Source organism: Streptomyces sp. CB01373, from assembly GCF_002803075.1.
Lineage (GTDB): Bacteria > Actinomycetota > Actinomycetes > Streptomycetales > Streptomycetaceae > Streptomyces.
On sequence record NZ_NNBK01000002.1, the window covers coordinates 343,684 to 360,047 of the forward strand.

Annotated in this window: 18 protein-coding genes and 1 pseudogene; 9 read left to right on the forward strand and 10 right to left on the reverse strand. The window is 71.3% G+C overall.

Annotation, left to right across the window (positions count from 1 at the left end):
• Window positions 1-6: 6 nt before the first annotated feature.
• The gene (locus CG719_RS03835; RefSeq protein ID WP_100567021.1) at window positions 7-411 is read right to left on the reverse strand and encodes a J-domain-containing protein; all 405 of its coding nucleotides are present in this window, start codon (window positions 409-411) and stop codon (window positions 7-9) included.
• A gap of 100 nt (window positions 412-511) precedes the next feature.
• Between CG719_RS03835 and CG719_RS03840 the strand changes: the two genes are divergently transcribed.
• A complete protein-coding gene (locus CG719_RS03840) occupies window positions 512-904 on the forward strand; it encodes a hypothetical protein (RefSeq protein ID WP_100567022.1) in 393 nt (130 codons plus the stop codon).
• Window positions 905-955: 51 nt separating this feature from the next.
• On the opposite strand, the gene CG719_RS03845 is transcribed toward CG719_RS03840, so the two are convergent.
• A complete protein-coding gene (locus CG719_RS03845; protein WP_100567023.1) occupies window positions 956-1,627 on the reverse strand; it encodes an O-methyltransferase in 672 nt (223 codons plus the stop codon).
• A 101-nt stretch (window positions 1,628-1,728) separates the two neighbouring features.
• A complete protein-coding gene (locus tag CG719_RS03850) occupies window positions 1,729-3,090 on the reverse strand; it encodes an MFS transporter (protein WP_100567024.1) in 1,362 nt (453 codons plus the stop codon).
• A gap of 416 nt (window positions 3,091-3,506) precedes the next feature.
• Here CG719_RS03850 and CG719_RS03855 point away from each other — a divergent pair, with 416 nt between their 5' ends.
• Together CG719_RS03855 and CG719_RS03860 are read left to right on the forward strand one after the other, a co-directional pair.
• Entirely contained in the window at window positions 3,507-5,540 is a 2,034-nt protein-coding gene (locus CG719_RS03855; RefSeq protein ID WP_100567025.1) for a bifunctional glycosyltransferase 87/phosphatase PAP2 family protein, read from the forward strand.
• Between the two features lie 91 nt (window positions 5,541-5,631).
• Window positions 5,632-7,545, forward strand: coding sequence for a glycoside hydrolase family 5 protein (locus CG719_RS03860; RefSeq protein WP_100567026.1), 1,914 nt, complete (start codon window positions 5,632-5,634; stop codon window positions 7,543-7,545).
• Window positions 7,546-7,555: 10 nt separating this feature from the next.
• Here the strand turns inward: CG719_RS03860 and CG719_RS03865 are convergent, their stop codons facing one another.
• Window positions 7,556-8,200, reverse strand: coding sequence for a response regulator (locus CG719_RS03865; RefSeq protein ID WP_100567027.1), 645 nt, complete (start codon window positions 8,198-8,200; stop codon window positions 7,556-7,558).
• Entirely contained in the window at window positions 8,188-9,462 is a 1,275-nt protein-coding gene (locus CG719_RS03870; RefSeq protein ID WP_100567028.1) for a sensor histidine kinase, read from the reverse strand. The genes CG719_RS03865 and CG719_RS03870 overlap by 13 nt, the downstream gene beginning before the upstream one ends.
• Before the next feature lie 184 nt (window positions 9,463-9,646).
• Between CG719_RS03870 and CG719_RS03875 the strand changes: the two genes are divergently transcribed.
• Window positions 9,647-10,066 (forward strand): hypothetical protein, encoded by a 420-nt coding sequence (locus CG719_RS03875; protein ID WP_267895320.1) that lies wholly within the window; start codon window positions 9,647-9,649, stop codon window positions 10,064-10,066.
• A gap of 6 nt (window positions 10,067-10,072) precedes the next feature.
• Here the strand turns inward: CG719_RS03875 and CG719_RS03880 are convergent, their stop codons facing one another.
• The gene (locus CG719_RS03880; protein WP_442802706.1) at window positions 10,073-10,411 is read right to left on the reverse strand and encodes an ATP-binding protein; all 339 of its coding nucleotides are present in this window, start codon (window positions 10,409-10,411) and stop codon (window positions 10,073-10,075) included.
• On the opposite strand from CG719_RS03880, the pseudogene CG719_RS36130 reads away from it, so the two are divergent.
• A pseudogene (locus CG719_RS36130) lies at window positions 10,334-10,519 on the forward strand (XRE family transcriptional regulator); the annotation flags it as partial. The gene CG719_RS03880 and the pseudogene CG719_RS36130 overlap by 78 nt on opposite strands.
• Window positions 10,479-10,757 (forward strand): DUF397 domain-containing protein, encoded by a 279-nt coding sequence (locus CG719_RS03890; RefSeq protein WP_100567029.1) that lies wholly within the window; start codon window positions 10,479-10,481, stop codon window positions 10,755-10,757. The pseudogene CG719_RS36130 and the gene CG719_RS03890, both read left to right, overlap by 41 nt.
• Window positions 10,758-10,760: 3 nt before the next feature.
• Here the strand turns inward: CG719_RS03890 and CG719_RS03895 are convergent, their stop codons facing one another.
• Window positions 10,761-11,294: a PH domain-containing protein gene (locus CG719_RS03895; RefSeq protein ID WP_234375394.1), complete on the reverse strand. Its 534-nt coding sequence runs from the start codon at window positions 11,292-11,294 to the stop codon at window positions 10,761-10,763.
• A gap of 131 nt (window positions 11,295-11,425) precedes the next feature.
• On the opposite strand from CG719_RS03895, the gene CG719_RS03900 reads away from it, so the two are divergent.
• Both CG719_RS03900 and CG719_RS03905 read left to right on the forward strand, forming a co-directional pair.
• Entirely contained in the window at window positions 11,426-11,986 is a 561-nt protein-coding gene (locus CG719_RS03900) for a DUF6932 family protein (protein ID WP_100567031.1), read from the forward strand.
• Window positions 11,983-12,972: a hypothetical protein gene (locus tag CG719_RS03905; RefSeq protein WP_100567032.1), complete on the forward strand. Its 990-nt coding sequence runs from the start codon at window positions 11,983-11,985 to the stop codon at window positions 12,970-12,972. The genes CG719_RS03900 and CG719_RS03905 overlap by 4 nt, the downstream gene beginning before the upstream one ends.
• Window positions 12,973-13,025: 53 nt before the next feature.
• Here the strand turns inward: CG719_RS03905 and CG719_RS03910 are convergent, their stop codons facing one another.
• Window positions 13,026-13,742 (reverse strand): TetR/AcrR family transcriptional regulator, encoded by a 717-nt coding sequence (locus CG719_RS03910; protein ID WP_100567033.1) that lies wholly within the window; start codon window positions 13,740-13,742, stop codon window positions 13,026-13,028.
• A gap of 102 nt (window positions 13,743-13,844) precedes the next feature.
• On the opposite strand from CG719_RS03910, the gene CG719_RS03915 reads away from it, so the two are divergent.
• Window positions 13,845-15,035 carry an FAD-dependent monooxygenase gene (locus CG719_RS03915; RefSeq protein WP_100567034.1) on the forward strand — a complete coding sequence of 397 codons (1,191 nt, stop codon included), beginning with the start codon at window positions 13,845-13,847 and terminating at the stop codon, window positions 15,033-15,035.
• Window positions 15,036-15,063: 28 nt separating this feature from the next.
• On the opposite strand, the gene CG719_RS03920 is transcribed toward CG719_RS03915, so the two are convergent.
• A complete protein-coding gene (locus CG719_RS03920; protein WP_100567035.1) occupies window positions 15,064-15,747 on the reverse strand; it encodes a YoaK family protein in 684 nt (227 codons plus the stop codon).
• A 115-nt stretch (window positions 15,748-15,862) separates the two neighbouring features.
• On the reverse strand, window positions 15,863-16,282 hold the full coding sequence (locus CG719_RS03925) for a transglycosylase SLT domain-containing protein (protein ID WP_100567036.1): 420 nt from the start codon (window positions 16,280-16,282) through the stop codon (window positions 15,863-15,865).
• Between the last annotated feature and the right edge of the window lie 82 nt (window positions 16,283-16,364).

Here is a 16,364-nt window from a genome sequence, read left to right on the forward strand (position 1 = left end):
CAGGGTCTACCCGGCCGCCGCGCGCCGCGTCCGCCACTCCTGGACGACCTCCTCGACGTCGTACCGCTTCAGGCCCAGCGGCGGGCCCGGCGGCGGCTTCAGCATCATGTCGAGGATCTTGGTGTTGATGTCCGCGATGACGGCGCGGACGATCCGCTCCGAGGGTGCCGCGAGCGCCGCCGCGAGCGCGTCCTCGGCCTGCTTGCGCAGCGCGAGCGTCGGTGGCAGGCAGGACAGGCCCTCGCGGGCCATCTTCCGCTTGACCCACCACAGCTCGTCGTACGTCATGTCGTCCGGCAGCGGCTCGCCCGCGCCCGGCAAGCGGTCGAACTCGCCGCGCCGCTGCGCGTCACGGATCTGCTTGTCGACCCAGGACTCGAACGGAACACCGGGTGGCTTTCGCTCGGTCATGAGCCCATTGTGCCGGACGTGGCCCCGCCTGGCGTTTTATCATTCGGCGGCGGTCAGGCAATCCGGCCACCGCGCGAAAGACGCCACAGGGAGAACCGACGTGCTCGAACTGACCATGGCCTCCGTCTCCGGGACGGACGCGGGTGCCACGGCCGGGATGCTCATGGCCGACGCTCCCAGCGAGCCGGGTGCCGCGCTGCGGGTGGGCCGGGACCCGGCCGTCTGCCGCCTCGTGACGCCCGACGACTGGCTGTTCGTATCCCGCGTCCATCTGGAGTTCCTGTGTGCGGCCGACGGGACCTGGCAGGTCACCTGGCTGCGCGGCTCCCAGCCGGACCCCTCCTCCGAGGTCCGGCTGACCCTCGGTGAGTCCACCCAGCCGCTCGCCTACGGCGGGACCGTCGCGCTGCCCCGGGGCGGCTCCGGCGAGATCGTCGTGCAGGACCGCACGAGTCCGCGCAGCGTCAACGTCGGGTTCTTCCACGAGGTATGAGCACCGCCCGGGTGACGGCGGCGGAGCGGCGGCCCCGGCCGTTCGCTCCCGCTACTCCAGCACTCGCGCCAGCGCGAAGCCGTCGTGGCCCTTGCTGCCGACCGTCTGGATCGCCGTGCCGTCCAGCCTGGGATGCTCGGCGATGAGTTCGAGGGCGGCCCGGGTGCCGAGCACGCTCGGGTCGGTGCTGGTGGGGTCGGTGACGTGGCCGCCGCGTACGACGTTGTCCAGGACGATCAGGCTGCCGGTGCGGGTCAGGCGCAGGGCCCACTCCACGTAGTGCCGGTTGTTGGCCTTGTCGGCGTCGACGAAGACCAGGTCGAAGGGCGGAGGGTTCTCGTCGGCGAGCTGGGGCAGCGACTCCAGGGCGGGACCCACCCGCACCTCGGCGACCCGGTCCAGGCCGGCGCGCGCGATGTTGCGGCGGGCCACGTCGGCGTGGCGGGGGTCGTACTCCAGGGAGATCAGCCGTCCGTCGGCGGGCAGCGCGCGGGCCAGCCAGATGGTGCTGTAGCCGCCGAGCGTGCCGATCTCCAGGATGGCGCGGGCGCCCTGGACCTGGGCGAGGAGGTGCAGCAGCTTGCCCTGGTTCGCGGTGACGTTGATGTGCGGCAGGCCCTCCGCGTCGCTGTCGCGCACCGTGGCCTGAAGGGTTTCGTCCTCCGGGGACAGCAGAGTGGTGAAGTAGTCGTCCACGTCGTCCCACAGCTGCGAGTGGCTCATGCACCGGGCCTTTCGTATGTCTAGTTAGATTCTCTAAGTAGCTGCGCTAACGAATATAGCCGGGTGCGGAGGCGCTGTCAGGCAATGACGAGCAGGGGTGTTCACGCCTCCACCGACGGCGCCGAGCCCGGCAGCGGACGGCCTGCCGACTCCGCCATGAACCAGACCGCCGCGCCGCCGATCAGCGAGGCCGCCATCATGTAGTAGGCGGGCATCATCAGGTTGCCGGTCGCGCCGATCAGGGCGGTGACCACCAGCGGGGTCGTCCCGCCGAACAGTGAGACGGAGATGTTGAAGCCGATCGACAGCGAGCCGTAGCGGACCCGGGTCGGGAACAGCGCCGGCAGGGCGGACGGCATCGCGGCCGTGAAGCAGACCAGGAGCAGGCCCAGGGCGGCCATGCCGAGGCCCACCGTCGCCAGGCTGCCCTGGCGGATCAGCAGCAGCGCCGGGACCGACAGGAACAGGAAGCCCGCGCAGCCGGCGGCGATCACCGGGCGGCGTCCGACGCGGTCGGTCAGCGCTCCGGCGAACGGCTGGACGATCATCATCAGGGCCATCACGCAGAGGACGACGAGCAGTCCGTGCGTCTCGTCGTACTTGAGCACGCTGGTCAGATAGCTCGGCATGTACGACAGCAGCATGTAGTCGGTGACGTTGAAGACCAGCACCAGGCCCACGCACAGCAGCAGCGCCTTCCACTGGCCGGCGATCATCTCGCGCAGCGGCACCTTCGGGCGTGACTCGCACTTCTCGGCCTCCGCCGCGAACGCCGGGGTCTCCTCCAGGCGCATCCGCAGATAGAGGCCGATGATGCCCATGGGGCCCGCGATCAGGAACGGGATCCGCCAGCCCCAGGAGGTCATCTGGTCCGAGGACAGCAGGGCCGTCATCAGGGTGACCAGGCCCGCGCCGCCGATGTAACCGGCCAGGGTGCCGAACTCCAGCCAGCTGCCGAGGAAGCCGCGCCGCTTGTCCGGGGCGAACTCGGCGATGAAGGTGGACGCCCCCGCGTACTCGCCGCCGGTGGAGAAACCCTGCACCAGCCGGGCCGCGAGCAGCAGCAGCGGCGCCCCGACGCCGATCGTCGCGTAGGACGGGATCAGCCCGATGGCGAAGGTGCCCACGGCCATCATGATCATGGTGAAGGCCAGCACCTTCTGGCGGCCGATCCGGTCGCCCAGCGGGCCGAAGACCATGCCGCCGAGCGGGCGTACCAGGAAGGCCGCGGCGAAGGCGCCGAACGTGGAGAGCAACTGCGTCGTCGGGTTGCCCGAGGGGAAGAAGACCTTGCCCAGCGTCACCGCGATGTAGCTGTAGACACCGAAGTCGAACCACTCCATGGCGTTGCCCAGCGCGGCGGCCCTCACAGCGCGCCGGACGAGTACCGGGTCGGTGACGGTGGTGTGGCGGCTCTTGGTGAGAGAGACGGACCGGGGTGCGGTGACGGTGACAGCTGACAAGGCTTCGCTCGCCTGCCTTTCGACGGGGACAGGGACCCGGCCCGTGCGGCGGCGCTGACGCGAGGGCCGGATGCGGCCCACCTGGGCAGGCCGAAAATCGACCATACGGCTGTTGATGTCCGTTACACACCGTACGCACGTCGGTGCATAGTGCACCTAAATGTGGGCTGTCCAGGCACTTGGTCCCCGCACGGACCGTGATCGGCCGCTCCGCACTGTGATCCTTGTCGCGCCCGGCCGGGGGAACCGAACCCCCCGCGGACTATCGTCATCCTGACAAAAGGCGAGCGGACGACAGGTGAATCGGGGGTAGCCGCGTCCCTCTCCGGGGGAGGTGCGAGCCTCTCGGAGACGGCGAGAAGGAGTTCCCGGCGCGGGAAGAGCGCGGGACGTACGGGGCGGGAGGCCGAGGGGGCGTGGCGAATGCGGAGCACGGTGGGGGACCGGCGGCGGCGTTCGGAGCGGCGGCGGACCCGGCCGCGGCGCGCCTGCACGCGACCCGCCTGGGTCTGTGGCTGATCGCCGCGATCCTCGCGATACGTCAGGTGGCCGCCGTCCTCACCACCCCGCGCGGCAGCCGGCTCACCGACCTGGAGACCTGGGCCGGACCGAACGGCGTCCTGCACGTCAAGGGGTCGCTGTACGAGTCGACGCAGTTCACCGGCACCCCCTTCGGCGGCCTGGTGCTCAAGCCGCTGACCAGGGCCGCCGAGCAGGCCCTCGGCTGGGGGTGGACCTTCGGCACGCTGCTGCTCGTGGCCGCCCTCGGGCTGGTCGCCGCCCGCGCCCTGCCCGAGCCGGTCGGCCGCCGCACCTCCCTGCTGGCCGCCCCCGTCGCGATCAGCCTGCTCATGCTGTCGCTGCCGGTGCGCAACACGCTCTGGCTCGGCCAGACCAGCATCATCCCCGTCCTGCTCGTCCTGCTCGGCTGCTTCGTCGTACGCGGACAGCGGGCCGGCGGCGCGCTGATCGGCCTCGCGGCCGCGCTCCAGCCCGCCGTGCTCCTCTTCGCGCCCCTGCTGTGGTTCACCCGGCGCCGGCAGGCCGCCGTCTCCACCGCCGTCACGTTCGCCGCGTGCACCGCGCTCGCCTGGGCCGCGATGGCGCACGACTCCTACACCTACTGGGTGCACCACATGGCGGGCGTGGGTCTCGGCGGCCGCGCCGACGCCCCCGCCAACCAGTCCCTGCACGGCGCCCTGCTCCGGCTCGGCCTGACCGGCCCGCTGGAGGTGGGCCTGTTCCTGCTGCTGGGCGCGTCGGTCGCCGTGCTCGGCCTGCGCCGGGCCGTGCGCTACGCCCGCGACGGCCAGCTCCTGCTCGCCGTCGCGATCACCGGCTGCGCGGCGATAGCGGTGTCGCCCACCACCTGGCAGCACCAGCTGCTGTGGGTGCTGCTCGCGATCGTCGGCCGGGTCGGCCGCCGCGCCTCGGACCGGTACGTCTGGCCGGTCGCGGTCATCCTCGTCATGACCCTGCCGGCGACGATGATGCTGCCGCACATGGCGGTCCTGTACCCACTGCGGGACAACATCGTCCTGCTGGCCGCCCTCGCCACCGCGACGGCCGTGCCGTTCCTCTCCCGCGCCTCGGAGCACTACGCCTCACCCGTCCCCACGCAGTACGCGCCGCCGGTTGCGGCCCGCTTCCGGCGGGTCCCCCTGCTGCCCTTCCTGCGCCGGGTCCTCAGCCGCCCGAACCTGCTCCTCGAACTGCTCCTCATACGCGTCACCTACGCCGCCTACCAGCAGGTCCGCCTCGCGGCGACCGGCGGCACCATCTCCGGCGGCCGGGCCCGCGCCGAGCGGCACGGCGACGAGATCCTCTCCATCGAGCGCTTCCTGCACATCGACATCGAGCACGCGGTCAACCACGCCGTGGTGAAGATCGACTGGCTGCGGAACTTCTTCGACTTCTACTACGAGTCCTTCCACTTCGTCGTCCCGCTGACGGTCCTCGGCGTCCTGTACTGGCGCCGCCCGGTCGACTACCGCTGGGCCCGCGCGGCCCTCGGATTCGCCACGCTCCTCGCCCTCGTCGGCTTCTGGCTCTACCCCCTGGCCCCGCCCCGCCTGATGCCGGACCTCGGCATCATCGACACGGTCCACGGCGTCCAGGACTTCTCCCAGCCGGACTACGGCACCCTGACGGCCCTGACCAACCAGTACGCGGCGATGCCGTCCCTGCACTTCGGCTGGTCGCTGTGGTGCGGCGTGGTCATCGCGGTCGTCGCCCCGAAGTGGTGGATGAAGGCCCTGGGCCTCCTCCACCCCTTCTTCACGGTCTCGGCCATCGTCGCCACCGGCAACCACTGGGTGCTGGACGCGGTGGGCGGCGCCATCGTCGTCGGCGCGGGCTTCGGACTGACGTACCTGCTGTCCGGCCCGCGCGCGGCCGCCGAGCCCGCCGCACCGGAGACACGACCGGCACCCGAACTCGCCACCCGCTGACCCGGGTTCGGCGGGCAGGTCTGGACTGATGCCGGAACGTCCACCATGCTGACGCATACATGACAGCCGCGGTCACTCGGGACGGTCAACCATGCGTCGATTCCTGGGCCGGGCCGGCCTGACCGCCGTGCTCCTGCTGGCGCCCCTGGCGCCCGTCGCTTCCGCGGCCGCCGTGGGGAAGGAGGCCGCGGCGGCCTCCGCAACCGCCGCGGACTGGACGCCGCCGCTCAGCACGCGAGGCCGCTGGATCGTCGACGCGAACGGGAACCGCTTCAAGCTGCGGTCGGGCAACTGGCACGGAGCCAGCGGCACATGGAACGGCTCCGGGAGCACCGAGGACGACGCCAACCACCACGCGGGCGAGAACTCCGGCCGCGTCCCGCTGGGACTGGACCGGGCCCCCATGGCCGAGATCGTCTCCGGCTTCCGGGAGATCGGGATCAACAGCATCCGGCTGCCCTTCTCCAACGAGATGATCCACGACGACCGACCCGTCACGGACCGCGCCGTCGCGGCCAACCCCTCGCTGCGCGGAAGGACACCGCTCCAGGTGTACGACGCGGTGGTGCGCGGACTCACCGACGCCGGACTCGCCGTGATCCTCAACAACCACACCAACACGACGCGTTGGTGCTGTGGAGTCGACGGAAACGAACGCTGGAACGCGAGCCGGTCCACCGAGGCCTGGGAGAACGACTGGCTGTTCATGGCCCGCCGCTACCAGGACAACAAACGCGTCGTCGGCGCCGACCTCTACAACGAGGTGCGCCGCAGCGTCTGGGACGACCCCAACTGGGGCCTCGGCGACGACCACGACTGGTTCGCCGCCTCGCAGCACGTCGCCGACCGCATCCTCACGGAGGCCGACCCCGACCTCCTGATCATCGTCGAGGGCATCAACTGGACCGGCATCCCCGTCGACGGCTTCGCGCACGGGCGCCCCACCCTGGAACCCGTACGCCGCCTCTCCCACACGCTCGTCGACTCCGGCAAGCTCGTCTACTCGGCCCACTTCTACGACTACACGGGCCCGAACCACAGCGGCGCCACCGGGCTCGGCGAGACCAGTGACCCCCGCTACCGCGACCTCGGCCCCGCCGAACTGACCGACGTGGTGAGCCGCCAGGCGCTCTACGTGGCCGCCGAGCAGGACCAGCACTTCACCGCCCCGGTCTGGATCAGCGAGTTCGGCGTCGGCGGCCGCGAGGAGACCGGCGCCGCACCGCGCGCCTGGTTCGAGAACTTCGTCGACGACCTCATCCGCGCCGACGCCGACTTCGCGTACTGGCCGCTCGTCGGCTGGCACGAGAACCGCAAGGGCAACGGCTGGGCCCTGCTGCACTGGGACTCGGCCGGCCACCGCATGGGCGTCTACGACGGCGACGACTGGCGGGCCGGCGCCTGGACCCGGCTCGTCCGGGCCCAGGGACGCACCGGCCCCGTCGCCCCCGTGGCCGACTGGTCGATGCTCAGCCCCGACCACGGCGACTTCGTCGCCTCCCGGCGGATGCGGGCCCTGCCCGACTGGAACCCCGGCGCCCGCAAGGCGGCCTGCCCCGACGGGCAGCGCCTCCTCGGCCTCAGCCACACCGGCAACCGCGGCCTGTGCGCGGACGTGTCCACCGGCCCCCTGGCGAACCCGGCCGGCGCCCACGAGGTCGTCGCCGACGAGCGCCATGTCGCCCCGGGCCAGGACTGGGCCAGTGGCTACACCAAACTCCAGTGCGCCGACGGCCAGTTCCTCACCGGCTACAGCGTCCGCGGCGCCGCCGTCTCCGCCGCCCTGTGCACCGCGGCCCCGGCCGGAGCACTCGGCACGGGCGGCCGGACCGTCTGGTTCGACCGGAGCGACAACAGGGGCGCGTCCCCCCAGGGCGGCGACTTCGCCTACGGCCACTACAAGGGACAGTGCGCGAACGACGAGTACCTGGCCGGAATCGCCTGCACGGGCCGGCTGGGCTCCAGCCGGACCCCGGACGCCCTCTACTGCCGGAAGCTGGGCTGAGGGCGATCGCTCACGCCGAGGCCAGGAAGCGCAGTACCGCCAGCACCCGGCGGTGGTCGCCGTCGGCCGGGGACAGGTCGAGCTTGGTGAAGATGCTGTTGATGTGCTTGGCCACCGCGCTGTCCCCGACCACCAGGGCCTCGGCGATACCCGCGTTGGATCGGCCCTCCGCCATCAGACCGAGGACCTCGCGCTCCCTGGGCGTGAGCCGGTCGAGCGGGTCGCTGCGGCGGCGCAGCAGAAGCTGGGAGACCACCTCCGGGTCGAGCGCGGTGCCCCCGGCAGCCACCCGACGCAGCGCCGCGACGAACTCCTCGACGTCGGAGACCCGCTCCTTGAGCAGGTAGCCGATCCCGCGGTTGTGGTCGGCGATCAGGTCCGCCGCGTAGCGCTCCTCCACGTACTGGGAGAGCAGCAGCACCGCCACGTCGGGCCACTGCCGGCGGATCACCAGCGCCGCCCGTACACCCTCGTCGGTGAAGCCGGGCGGCATCCGGACATCGACGACCACCATGCCGGGCCGGTGCTCCTCCACCGCCGCCAGCAGCGCCTCGGCATCGCCCACCGCCGCCGTCACTTCGAAGCCGGCTGCCTCCACCACCTTGACCAGGCCGATCCGGAGCAGGACCGAGTCCTCGGCGATCACGGCGCGCACGGCAACTCCACGGTGACGGTGGTGGGCCCCCCGACAGGGCTGTCGACCGAGAAGGTACCGTCCACCGACCCGGCCCGCTTGGCCAGTCCGCTCAGACCCGTGCCCCGCCCGCTGTCGGCGCCGCCGGGACCGTCGTCCACGACGACCACCCGCAGCACGTCGTCCCGCCGGTGGACGCGGACCTCGGCCCCGGTGGCGCCCTCCGCGTGCCTGGCGACATTGGCCAGCGCCTCCGAGACGACGAAGTAGGCCACGGCCTCCACGGTCGGCGAGGGGCGTTCCGGCAGGTCGACCGTGAGCCGCACCGACACCGGGGAGCGGGCCGCGATGCCCGAGAGCGCGGCGTCAAGACCGCGGTCCTCGAGGACGGCGGGGTGCAGACCGCGGACCAGGGTGCGCAGCTCGGAGATGGCCTCCTTGGCCTCCCGGTGGGCCTCGTCGATGACCTGGCGGGCCTCCTCGGGCAGGTCGGGGAGAGTGGCCCGGGCCAGGCCCAGGTTGAGGGCGAGGGAGACCAGCCGCTGCTGGGCGCCGTCGTGCAGGTCGCGCTCGATGCGGCGGCGCTCGGCGTCGGCGGCGTCCACCACCCCGGCCCGCTTCTCGGTGAGGTCGTCGACCCGCAGTTGCAGCCGTTCGGCACGGCTGGGGCCGAGCAACCACAGCGCGGCCCGCGTGTCCGTGCGTACGGCGGCCCCGGTGAGCCAGCAGGCGAGGAGCAGCAGCAGAGCGCCCACCAGGGAGAAGAGGGCGATCTCGAACAGGGTGCCCCCCTTGATGCGTGCCTCCGGCGGCACCAGCCATATCCACAGCATGACCGTGCCGAGCCCGGTGCCCACAATCCAGCAGAGCAGGGCCAGCACGGTGCCCACGGAGGCCCAAGGGCCCGCCAGCAGGTGGTAACCGACCATCCGCCACGTCGCCGCGGACCGCAGCCAGGCCATGACCGCCTGCGGACTGCGGCGCCGCACGGCGGGCGGCGCGGAGATCCGTATCCCCAGCCGCGTCCGGAATCTCTTCCGCTGCGCCCTGGACAGTGCGCCGCTCATCAGCGCCACCACGAGCACCGGGACGAAGAGGGCGGCCTGGATCTCGACGAGGCTGACCGGCACGAACAGCAGCCACGGCTCCGCCAGCACCAGCAGACCGACGAGGTGCAGCGGTATCCCGGCCACAGCGAACGCGGTGTTCGCCCGCAGCTCGGCGGCCCGCCGGGCGACGGCGGCCCGGCCGGGCGAAGGCCGCGGTGCGGCGGTGAGAGGCATGGCCACACGGTATGCGGCCGGTGGTTCCAGGGGCCATGGAGCCTGTGGGAGGGCCGGAGGTGAACCTGGCTTCACCCCCGGTTCGGAAAGAGACGCTACCGACGGCGGTGCCCGGAGCGGACAGGGTTGGTGGCGGGATCCGGCGCCGGGCCGGAGCGGAGAGGGGAACAGGACGGTGGCCTCCATGGAGCTGCGCGGCGGGGTGGACCACGGGCCGGGGGAGCCCGGCCGGCGCCAGCGGTGGGCGAGCGCGGCCCTGGTGGTGGCCGGCCTGGCGCTGCTCCCGTGGCTGCTGGTGCTGGCGGGGTGCCTGCCCGGCGGTTCCGGGCCGGTGCGGTGGACCACGGCGTGGGTGGGGCTGGACGCGCTGGAGTCACTGGGGCTGGTGGTGACGGGGCTGCTCCTGGCCCGGAGGGACGCCCGCCGCTGCGTCACCGCCGCGGCGACCGCGACGCTGCTGGTGGCGGACGCCTGGTTCGACACGACCACGGCCTCGGCGGGCGAGGCGGCAGCCGCCCTGGCGATGGCCTTCTGCGCGGAGCTGCCGCTGGCGGCGGTGTGCGCCCTGGTCGCCTGCCGAGCCCTGCCCGGGCGGACCCGGTGAAGCTCCTCACGGCGGGAGTGTCCCAGCGCCCACGCACTCGAACCACACGGTCTTTCCGGCCCCTCCGCGCGGCTCCACGCCCCACTTGTCGGTCACCGCGTCGACCAGCAGCAGTCCCCGTCCGCCCTCCGCCTCCGGCGACAAGTCCAAGGGCACGGCGGGCAGTTGCGGCGACCCGTCCGTCACCTCCACACGGACTCCGCCCGTCTGCCGCAGCACCAGCAGCGTGCAGCGCCGGTCCGGGACATGCCGTACGACGTTGGCGACTATACGGAGGGCTACGGCAGCGGGCATCCGAGCGCCAATCCGGAAACCGTCACGGACTGTTCGCTCCGTTACGATCACCTCCAGGCCGCCGCGCTTTCGCTCAGGGATTCGGCGGAGCTGATCCGGCACGTGATGCAGGAGCGTTATGGGGAGCAACGTGGTGCCGACGAAGATCCAGTGGCGTAAGTCCAGCTACAGCGGCGACCAGGGCGGATCCTGCGTCGAATGTGCGCCGCTCGGCGCCCTGGCCTGGCGCAAGTCGTCGTACAGCGGAGATCAGGGCGGAGATTGCCTCGAGATCGCCGAAACGCCGGAGGCAACCGTGGCCGTACGGGACTCCAAGACTCCCGCCGGCCCGGTGCTCACCCTCGCGTCCGCCGCCTTCACCGACTTCGTGTCGTGGGCGGCTGCGGATGCCGGCTGATCGTCAGCCGGCGACCGGCGGGACCTGCCCGTTCCACTGGTGGCTGCGCTGCTCGTTCTCCACGGCCTCGTAGATCAGGCCCTGGAGGCCCTCCGGGTCCGAGACGTGCTTCAGTTCGAGCATTCCGTGCTCCGAGGCGGACTGGACGGTCAGCGTCCCCTCGTGCAGGATGCGCTCCCACAGCGTGGCGCGGAACTCGACGTCGTTGACGCGGGCCAGCGGGATGCTGTGCCCGGTCTTCGTCAGGAAGCCGGTGCGCACGGAGACCCGCTTCGTCGTGACGATGTAGACGGTGCTGCGCCAGATCAGCAGCGGCCGCAGCCAGAACCAGACGGAGATGACCACCGCCACGCCCAGCACCACGTAACGGACGACGGTGCCCCAGTCCTTGTCGGACGGAATCACCCACGCCAGCGCGCCCGCCACGGCCCAGACGAGGACGAGCACGACGAACTCGCCCACCATCTGCGTCCAGTGCTGGCGGGTCGCATGTATCAGTTCCTCGTCATCGGCCAGATGACGGTGCACGTTCACCATGGGCGGCATCCTGGCACATTCGCTGGTTGGCGAGTACAGCCCCCGAGTTCGCACTTTCGCATCCGACCCACCGGTCACAGAGAGATCCAGTAACGTAACACTGCGTACCCTGCTCTAGTCGAGGAAGTTTTATGCCCCCGCTACCTGCCTTCGACCCCTTCACGGATTGCCCTCCCCCGGGCAGGTTTCCGCTGACGTGGGACGAGGTGGAAACGGAGCTGGTGAAGGCGGAGCGTTTCTCGGACTCCGTGACCCGTCACGGCCTCATCCAGGAGCTGCGACATCACTTCGCCCTGGTCGAGATCGCCGCCGCGACGGTGGGTCGGCTCTGGCTTGCCGGAAGCTTCGCCAGCGGCAAACTGGACCCCGAGGACATCGATGTCACGTACCTCATACCGTCAGAGGCGTACGTTCGGGCGACCGAGGATCCTGAGGTCGTTGACGACCTGGACAATCTGGGTACGAAGGACTGGTGTGTGCGGCATGGTATGCGTGTGGACGCGTATGTGCTGCGCCTCCCTGAGACGACCGACTTCCACGCCCTCGGGCTGACCGGCGCCATGGCGCCGGGCGACCATAAGGTGTTCGAGGGGCTCGGGGTCTGGGACGAGATCTGGCAGCGCTGCCGGAGCGGACAGAGCGGCATTCCTTATGGAGTCCGGCGACGAGGCTATGTGGAGGTACTGCTGTGAACGCGCCGCAGAACCTGCCCGACCCTTCGGACAAGGATGCTCTGAGGGCCTGGCTGCGAGCCAACCGGGGCAAGGCCCCCGGCCATGACCCGGTGCGGTCTCCCGACGAGCTGGCATCGGCCCAGCGGCTCAAGCTGCTGAAGGCTGTGGGTCTCGGGACAGGTGACACCGAGGCAGGTCACGAGCGGCGTTCACTTCGGCTGGCGCTGACCGGGACACCAGTCAAGGAGCACAGCGTCGAGTCGTCCGTGCTTGGCCAGTGGCTGGTCTCCTTTCAGGACACTGTGTCGACTGTCGCCCACGCCCTGGACGAGAGCCGCCCGACGCACGAGTACGGCCCGATCCCTAACGCGGTCCGCAAGGCTACGCGCCTCTATGCGACGGCGACTTTCCCCTCCTCGTACGGCTTGGTCCTGGAGGAAGCGCCGGCCGACGAGAGTGAGTTGCCCCTGCCTGACGTGGCCTCGGCGGAGTCCTTGCTGGACCGCGCGATGTGGACTGTTCTTGATCTCACCGACAGGGCGGGAGCGGGTCCGGGCGCCGTCGACGCGGTGATTGCCGCCGCTCTTCCGTTGGGCAGCCGCGTCTTCAGCCGGCTTGCCGACCTGACGGAGGTACTGGCGGACTCCGGTGTGGACATCAGCCTGACCTGGAGTTCGCCCTACAGTGGCGTGCGCGCGTCGCGACTCGGGGCGAGGAGTGCCCAGCAGTGCAGGGACGCGCTGCGGGCAGTCCAGCCCGAGGAGAGTGAGGAACAGTTGACGGGCAGGCTCGTCGGTGGCAGCAAGCTGCGCGGGACCGTCGAGATCGAAACGGTGGACCGGGGTGTGATCACGGCTCGCGTGGACCATGAGGTCACCAGCTTGCTGAGCGCCTATGCGAACCGTCAGATCACCGCCGAGGTCCTCGTGTCGACGGTTCGCTCACCGCATGGGCGGGAGCATCACAGCTATGCGGTGCGGCGCCTCGGACTGAGTGAGCACTGACTGGCAGCTTCTCTCGGGGGCGCTGTGTGCGCTCTCTGCGATCCGATCCGCGGTCAGCGTGCGCGCTCGTCGATCAGGGCGGCCAGGCCGTCCAGGATGCGCTGCAGGCCGAATTCCCACGCCTGATCCTGCTCGTCGGACTGGGCCGCTGACGCGAGTGCCCCGGTGAGCGCGGGAAATCGCTCGCCGTGGGACTGCATCAAATAGCCGAGAAACGTGCCCAGTTGGGCCTCGGGGCCGCCTGCGGGGCCTGCCGCACGGGCCTGCTGGGAGATGCCGCGTACGTGACCCACCAGCAGGACGGCCGCGTCCATCCGCTCGGCGCCGCTCAGCCCCGTGTCCTCCAGGGCCGAAACGGCGTGCTCCAGCCAGGACAGCTCCGCGGGTCCCGGGATCCGCGGCCCGACGGTGGTGTCCAGTACCCAGGGGTGCCGGCTGAAGGCGGTGAGCAGCTGGCGGGCCCATTCCTCCAGCTGCTCTCGCCAGCCGTCGGGTCGCGCCTTCGCCGGCGGGCAAGGACCGATCGCGGTCTCGACCATCAGGGCGACCAGCTCCGCCTTGCCGGGCACGTAGCGGTACAACGCCATCTTGGTCACGCCCAGTTGTGCGGCGACCCGCTGCATGGACACCTCGGCCAGCCCCTCCGAGCCGGCGATCTCGGTCCCGGCCCGCGCGATGCGGTCAAGGTCGAGTTTCGGTCGGGGGCCCCGCGCGGGCTTGGGGTGCGGACCCCACAGCAGCCGCACCATCTCGGCCTGTTCGCCACCCATGTCCGCCGCCCCTTCTGCTCCAGCCTTGCCGATCCAACTGTGTCCAAGGTACACAGTAATTATTAGTGTCCATTGGACACAGTTTTGGGGGTGGAGGAATCCATGAACAGGAACGTCCTTGTCTCCGGCGCGAGCATCGCCGGCCCGGCGCTGGCCTACTGGCTGGGGCACCACGGCTTCAGGCCCACCGTCGTCGAACTGGCCCCGGCCCTGCGCCAGGGCGGCCATGCCGTCGACTTCCGTGGTGAAACGCACCTGACCGTGCTGGAGCGCATGGGCCTGATCACCGAACTACGGGGTGTCCAGACCGGCGGCAGCCCGATGCGATTCGTCGACGAACTCGGCCGGACACTGCTGCGTCTGCCGGCCGAGTTCGCGGGCGGCGAGATCGAGGTACTCCGCGGGGACCTGGCCCGAGTGCTGTACGAACGCAGCCTCCCCTGCGCCGAGTACATCTTCGGCGACTCGATCACCGGTCTCACCGAGACGTCCTCCGGTGTGCGAGTCGACTTCCAGCACGGCGCCTCGCGTGACTTCGACCTGGTCATCGGCGCGGACGGACTGCACTCCAACGTCCGGCGCCTCGCCTTCGGCCCGGAGGAGAACCATGTGAGTCACCTCGGCTACTACGCCGCCACCTGGCCGCTGCCCAACGTGCTGGGGCTGGGGAAGGGATCGATCGGCTACAACGTCCCGGGCCGGTTCGCCTCGGTCGGCGCCGACCCCCGGGACCCGGCCCGGGCAGGAGCGTTCTTCGTGTTCGCCGCACCCGAGTTGTCGTACCACCGCCGCGACCCCGAACAGCAGAAGCGTCTGATCGCCGACGCGTTCTCCGGCCTGGGCTGGGAGGTGCCCCGTCTTCTCGGCACCCTGGACCAGGCTCCCGACCTGTATTTCGACTCGATCAGCCGGGCGGACGTGGGCACTTGGTCCACAGGGCGAGTGTGCCTCGTCGGGGACGCCGCCTGCGGGGCCACCATCGGCGGCATGGGCACGGGAACCGCGGTGGTCGCCGCCTACGTGCTGGCCGGCGAACTCGCGCGAGCCCAGGGCGACCACCGGGTGGCCTTCGCCCGGTACGAGAGCAGGCTCCACAAGTACGCCAGGGGTTGCCAGTCAGGCGGTGAGCGCACCGGGAAGTTCCTCGCGCCCGGCACCGCCGCCGGCATACGGCTGCGCAACGCCGTGTTGTCCCGCCCCTTGTTCCTGAACGTAATGCTCAGGCTTGGGCAGAAGGTCAGCAGCGTGGCCCTGCCCGACTATCCGACGGGCTCCAGCCACGTCAGCCGGTGACCCGGCCGCCGGTAGGGCACTGGGGGCGTCATTCGCGTCCCGACGTCACCGCGGCCAGGATGCCTGCCATGGCCGCCGCGATCAGCAGGGGGATGCCCAGGTCGTGGTGGACGACCAGCCAGGCGCCGAGGACGGCGCCGGCCAGCATCGCGATCACGGAGGCCGTGCGGCGCGGGGAGCGGCGGCCGGTGCCGCCGCCGGCCCTGGAGTCGGCGGCGAGACCCGTCAGGGTCCTGGTCAGGACGGTGGTCGTCAGGTCGGGCACGTTCAGCTTGATGACCGTCGCGTTGCGCAGGCCCATCGCGAAGGCGGTCAGGGCGATGACGGAGTACACCATGGCCTCCGTGCCCGGCGAGGCGAAGGCCACCACGGCCGACGCCGCGACCAGGACGGCCTCTGCGGCGAGGGTCACCCTGGCCCAGGTGCGGCGCGAGCCGCTGCCGTAGCGCACTGCGACCCGGCCGCCGACCGCGGCGCCCACCAGGAAGCACACCAGGGAGGTGGCGGTGTGCGGCACCGAGAAGCCCGGTGCCCCGGCGGCGGCGAAGCCGAGCACGACCACGTTGCCGGTCATGTTGGCGGTGAAGACGTGCCCGAGCCCGAGGTAGCTGACCGCGTCGATCAGTCCGCTGACCACGGTCAGTCCCAGCAGCACCGCCACCAGGCGCAGCCCGCGTGCCTCGGGGTCGTCCGGGGGCGGGTCCGTCGTCATGGGGTCAGGAAAGCAGAACGGAGGGGGAGGTTGCGGCCGGACACGGCGGAGGCGGCGGCCCGGGGGATCGGGGGCCGCCCCCTCCATGGGTGCCGTGAGACGGCTCGGGGCCGGCTCAGTACCAGCCGTGGGCCCGCCAGAATTTCCAGGCGCCGGCCGGGCTGCCGTAGCGGGACTTCATGTACTTCAGGCCCCACTTGATCTGCGTCTTGGGGTTGGTCCGCCAGTCGGCGCCCGCCGAGGACATCTTGGACGCGGGCAGCGCCTGGACCAGGCCGTAGGCACCGGAGGAGGCGTTGGTGGCGTGCGGGTTCCAGCCGCTCTCCCGCTCGACGATCTTGCTGAACGCGTGGAACTGCGCGGCGTCCGGGATCATCTGGCGCGCGGCCGCCTTGGCGTAGGCGGCGGAGTGCCGCGGGGCCGCGTGGGCGGGGGCCGAGGTGAGGGCCAGGGCGGCGGCGGTGGCGGCGGCCACGGCGGTGGTGGTGAGGGCCTTCGTCGGGGTGGCGGTGGCGCGGAGGGCGGAGACGGTCATGGATCACCTCTCACGTCGGGGACAGGGAATCGCGGGCTGCCGCGCACCACGGAGTGTGGGGCGGGGCGTGCCCTCGGCTCAG

Bases quoted from the DNA above. Each gene is read 5' to 3' on its own strand.
- CG719_RS03895 (WP_234375394.1), bottom strand. From the start codon at position 11,294: ATGGTGAACGTGCACCGTCATCTGGCCGATGACGAGGAACTGATACAT.
- CG719_RS03920 (WP_100567035.1), bottom strand. From the start codon at position 15,747: ATGACGACGGACCCGCCCCCGGACGACCCCGAGGCACGCGGGCTGCGC.
- CG719_RS03835 (WP_100567021.1), bottom strand. From the start codon at position 411: ATGACCGAGCGAAAGCCACCCGGTGTTCCGTTCGAGTCCTGGGTCGAC.
- CG719_RS03890 (WP_100567029.1), top strand. From the start codon at position 10,479: ATGGGGAGCAACGTGGTGCCGACGAAGATCCAGTGGCGTAAGTCCAGC.
- CG719_RS03870 (WP_100567028.1), bottom strand. From the start codon at position 9,462: ATGCCTCTCACCGCCGCACCGCGGCCTTCGCCCGGCCGGGCCGCCGTC.
- CG719_RS03910 (WP_100567033.1), bottom strand. From the start codon at position 13,742: ATGGGTGGCGAACAGGCCGAGATGGTGCGGCTGCTGTGGGGTCCGCAC.
- CG719_RS03925 (WP_100567036.1), bottom strand. From the start codon at position 16,282: ATGACCGTCTCCGCCCTCCGCGCCACCGCCACCCCGACGAAGGCCCTC.
- CG719_RS03860 (WP_100567026.1), top strand. From the start codon at position 5,632: ATGCGTCGATTCCTGGGCCGGGCCGGCCTGACCGCCGTGCTCCTGCTG.
- CG719_RS03900 (WP_100567031.1), top strand. From the start codon at position 11,426: ATGCCCCCGCTACCTGCCTTCGACCCCTTCACGGATTGCCCTCCCCCG.
- CG719_RS03915 (WP_100567034.1), top strand. From the start codon at position 13,845: ATGAACAGGAACGTCCTTGTCTCCGGCGCGAGCATCGCCGGCCCGGCG.
- CG719_RS03875 (WP_267895320.1), top strand. From the start codon at position 9,647: ATGGAGCTGCGCGGCGGGGTGGACCACGGGCCGGGGGAGCCCGGCCGG.
- CG719_RS03845 (WP_100567023.1), bottom strand. From the start codon at position 1,627: ATGAGCCACTCGCAGCTGTGGGACGACGTGGACGACTACTTCACCACT.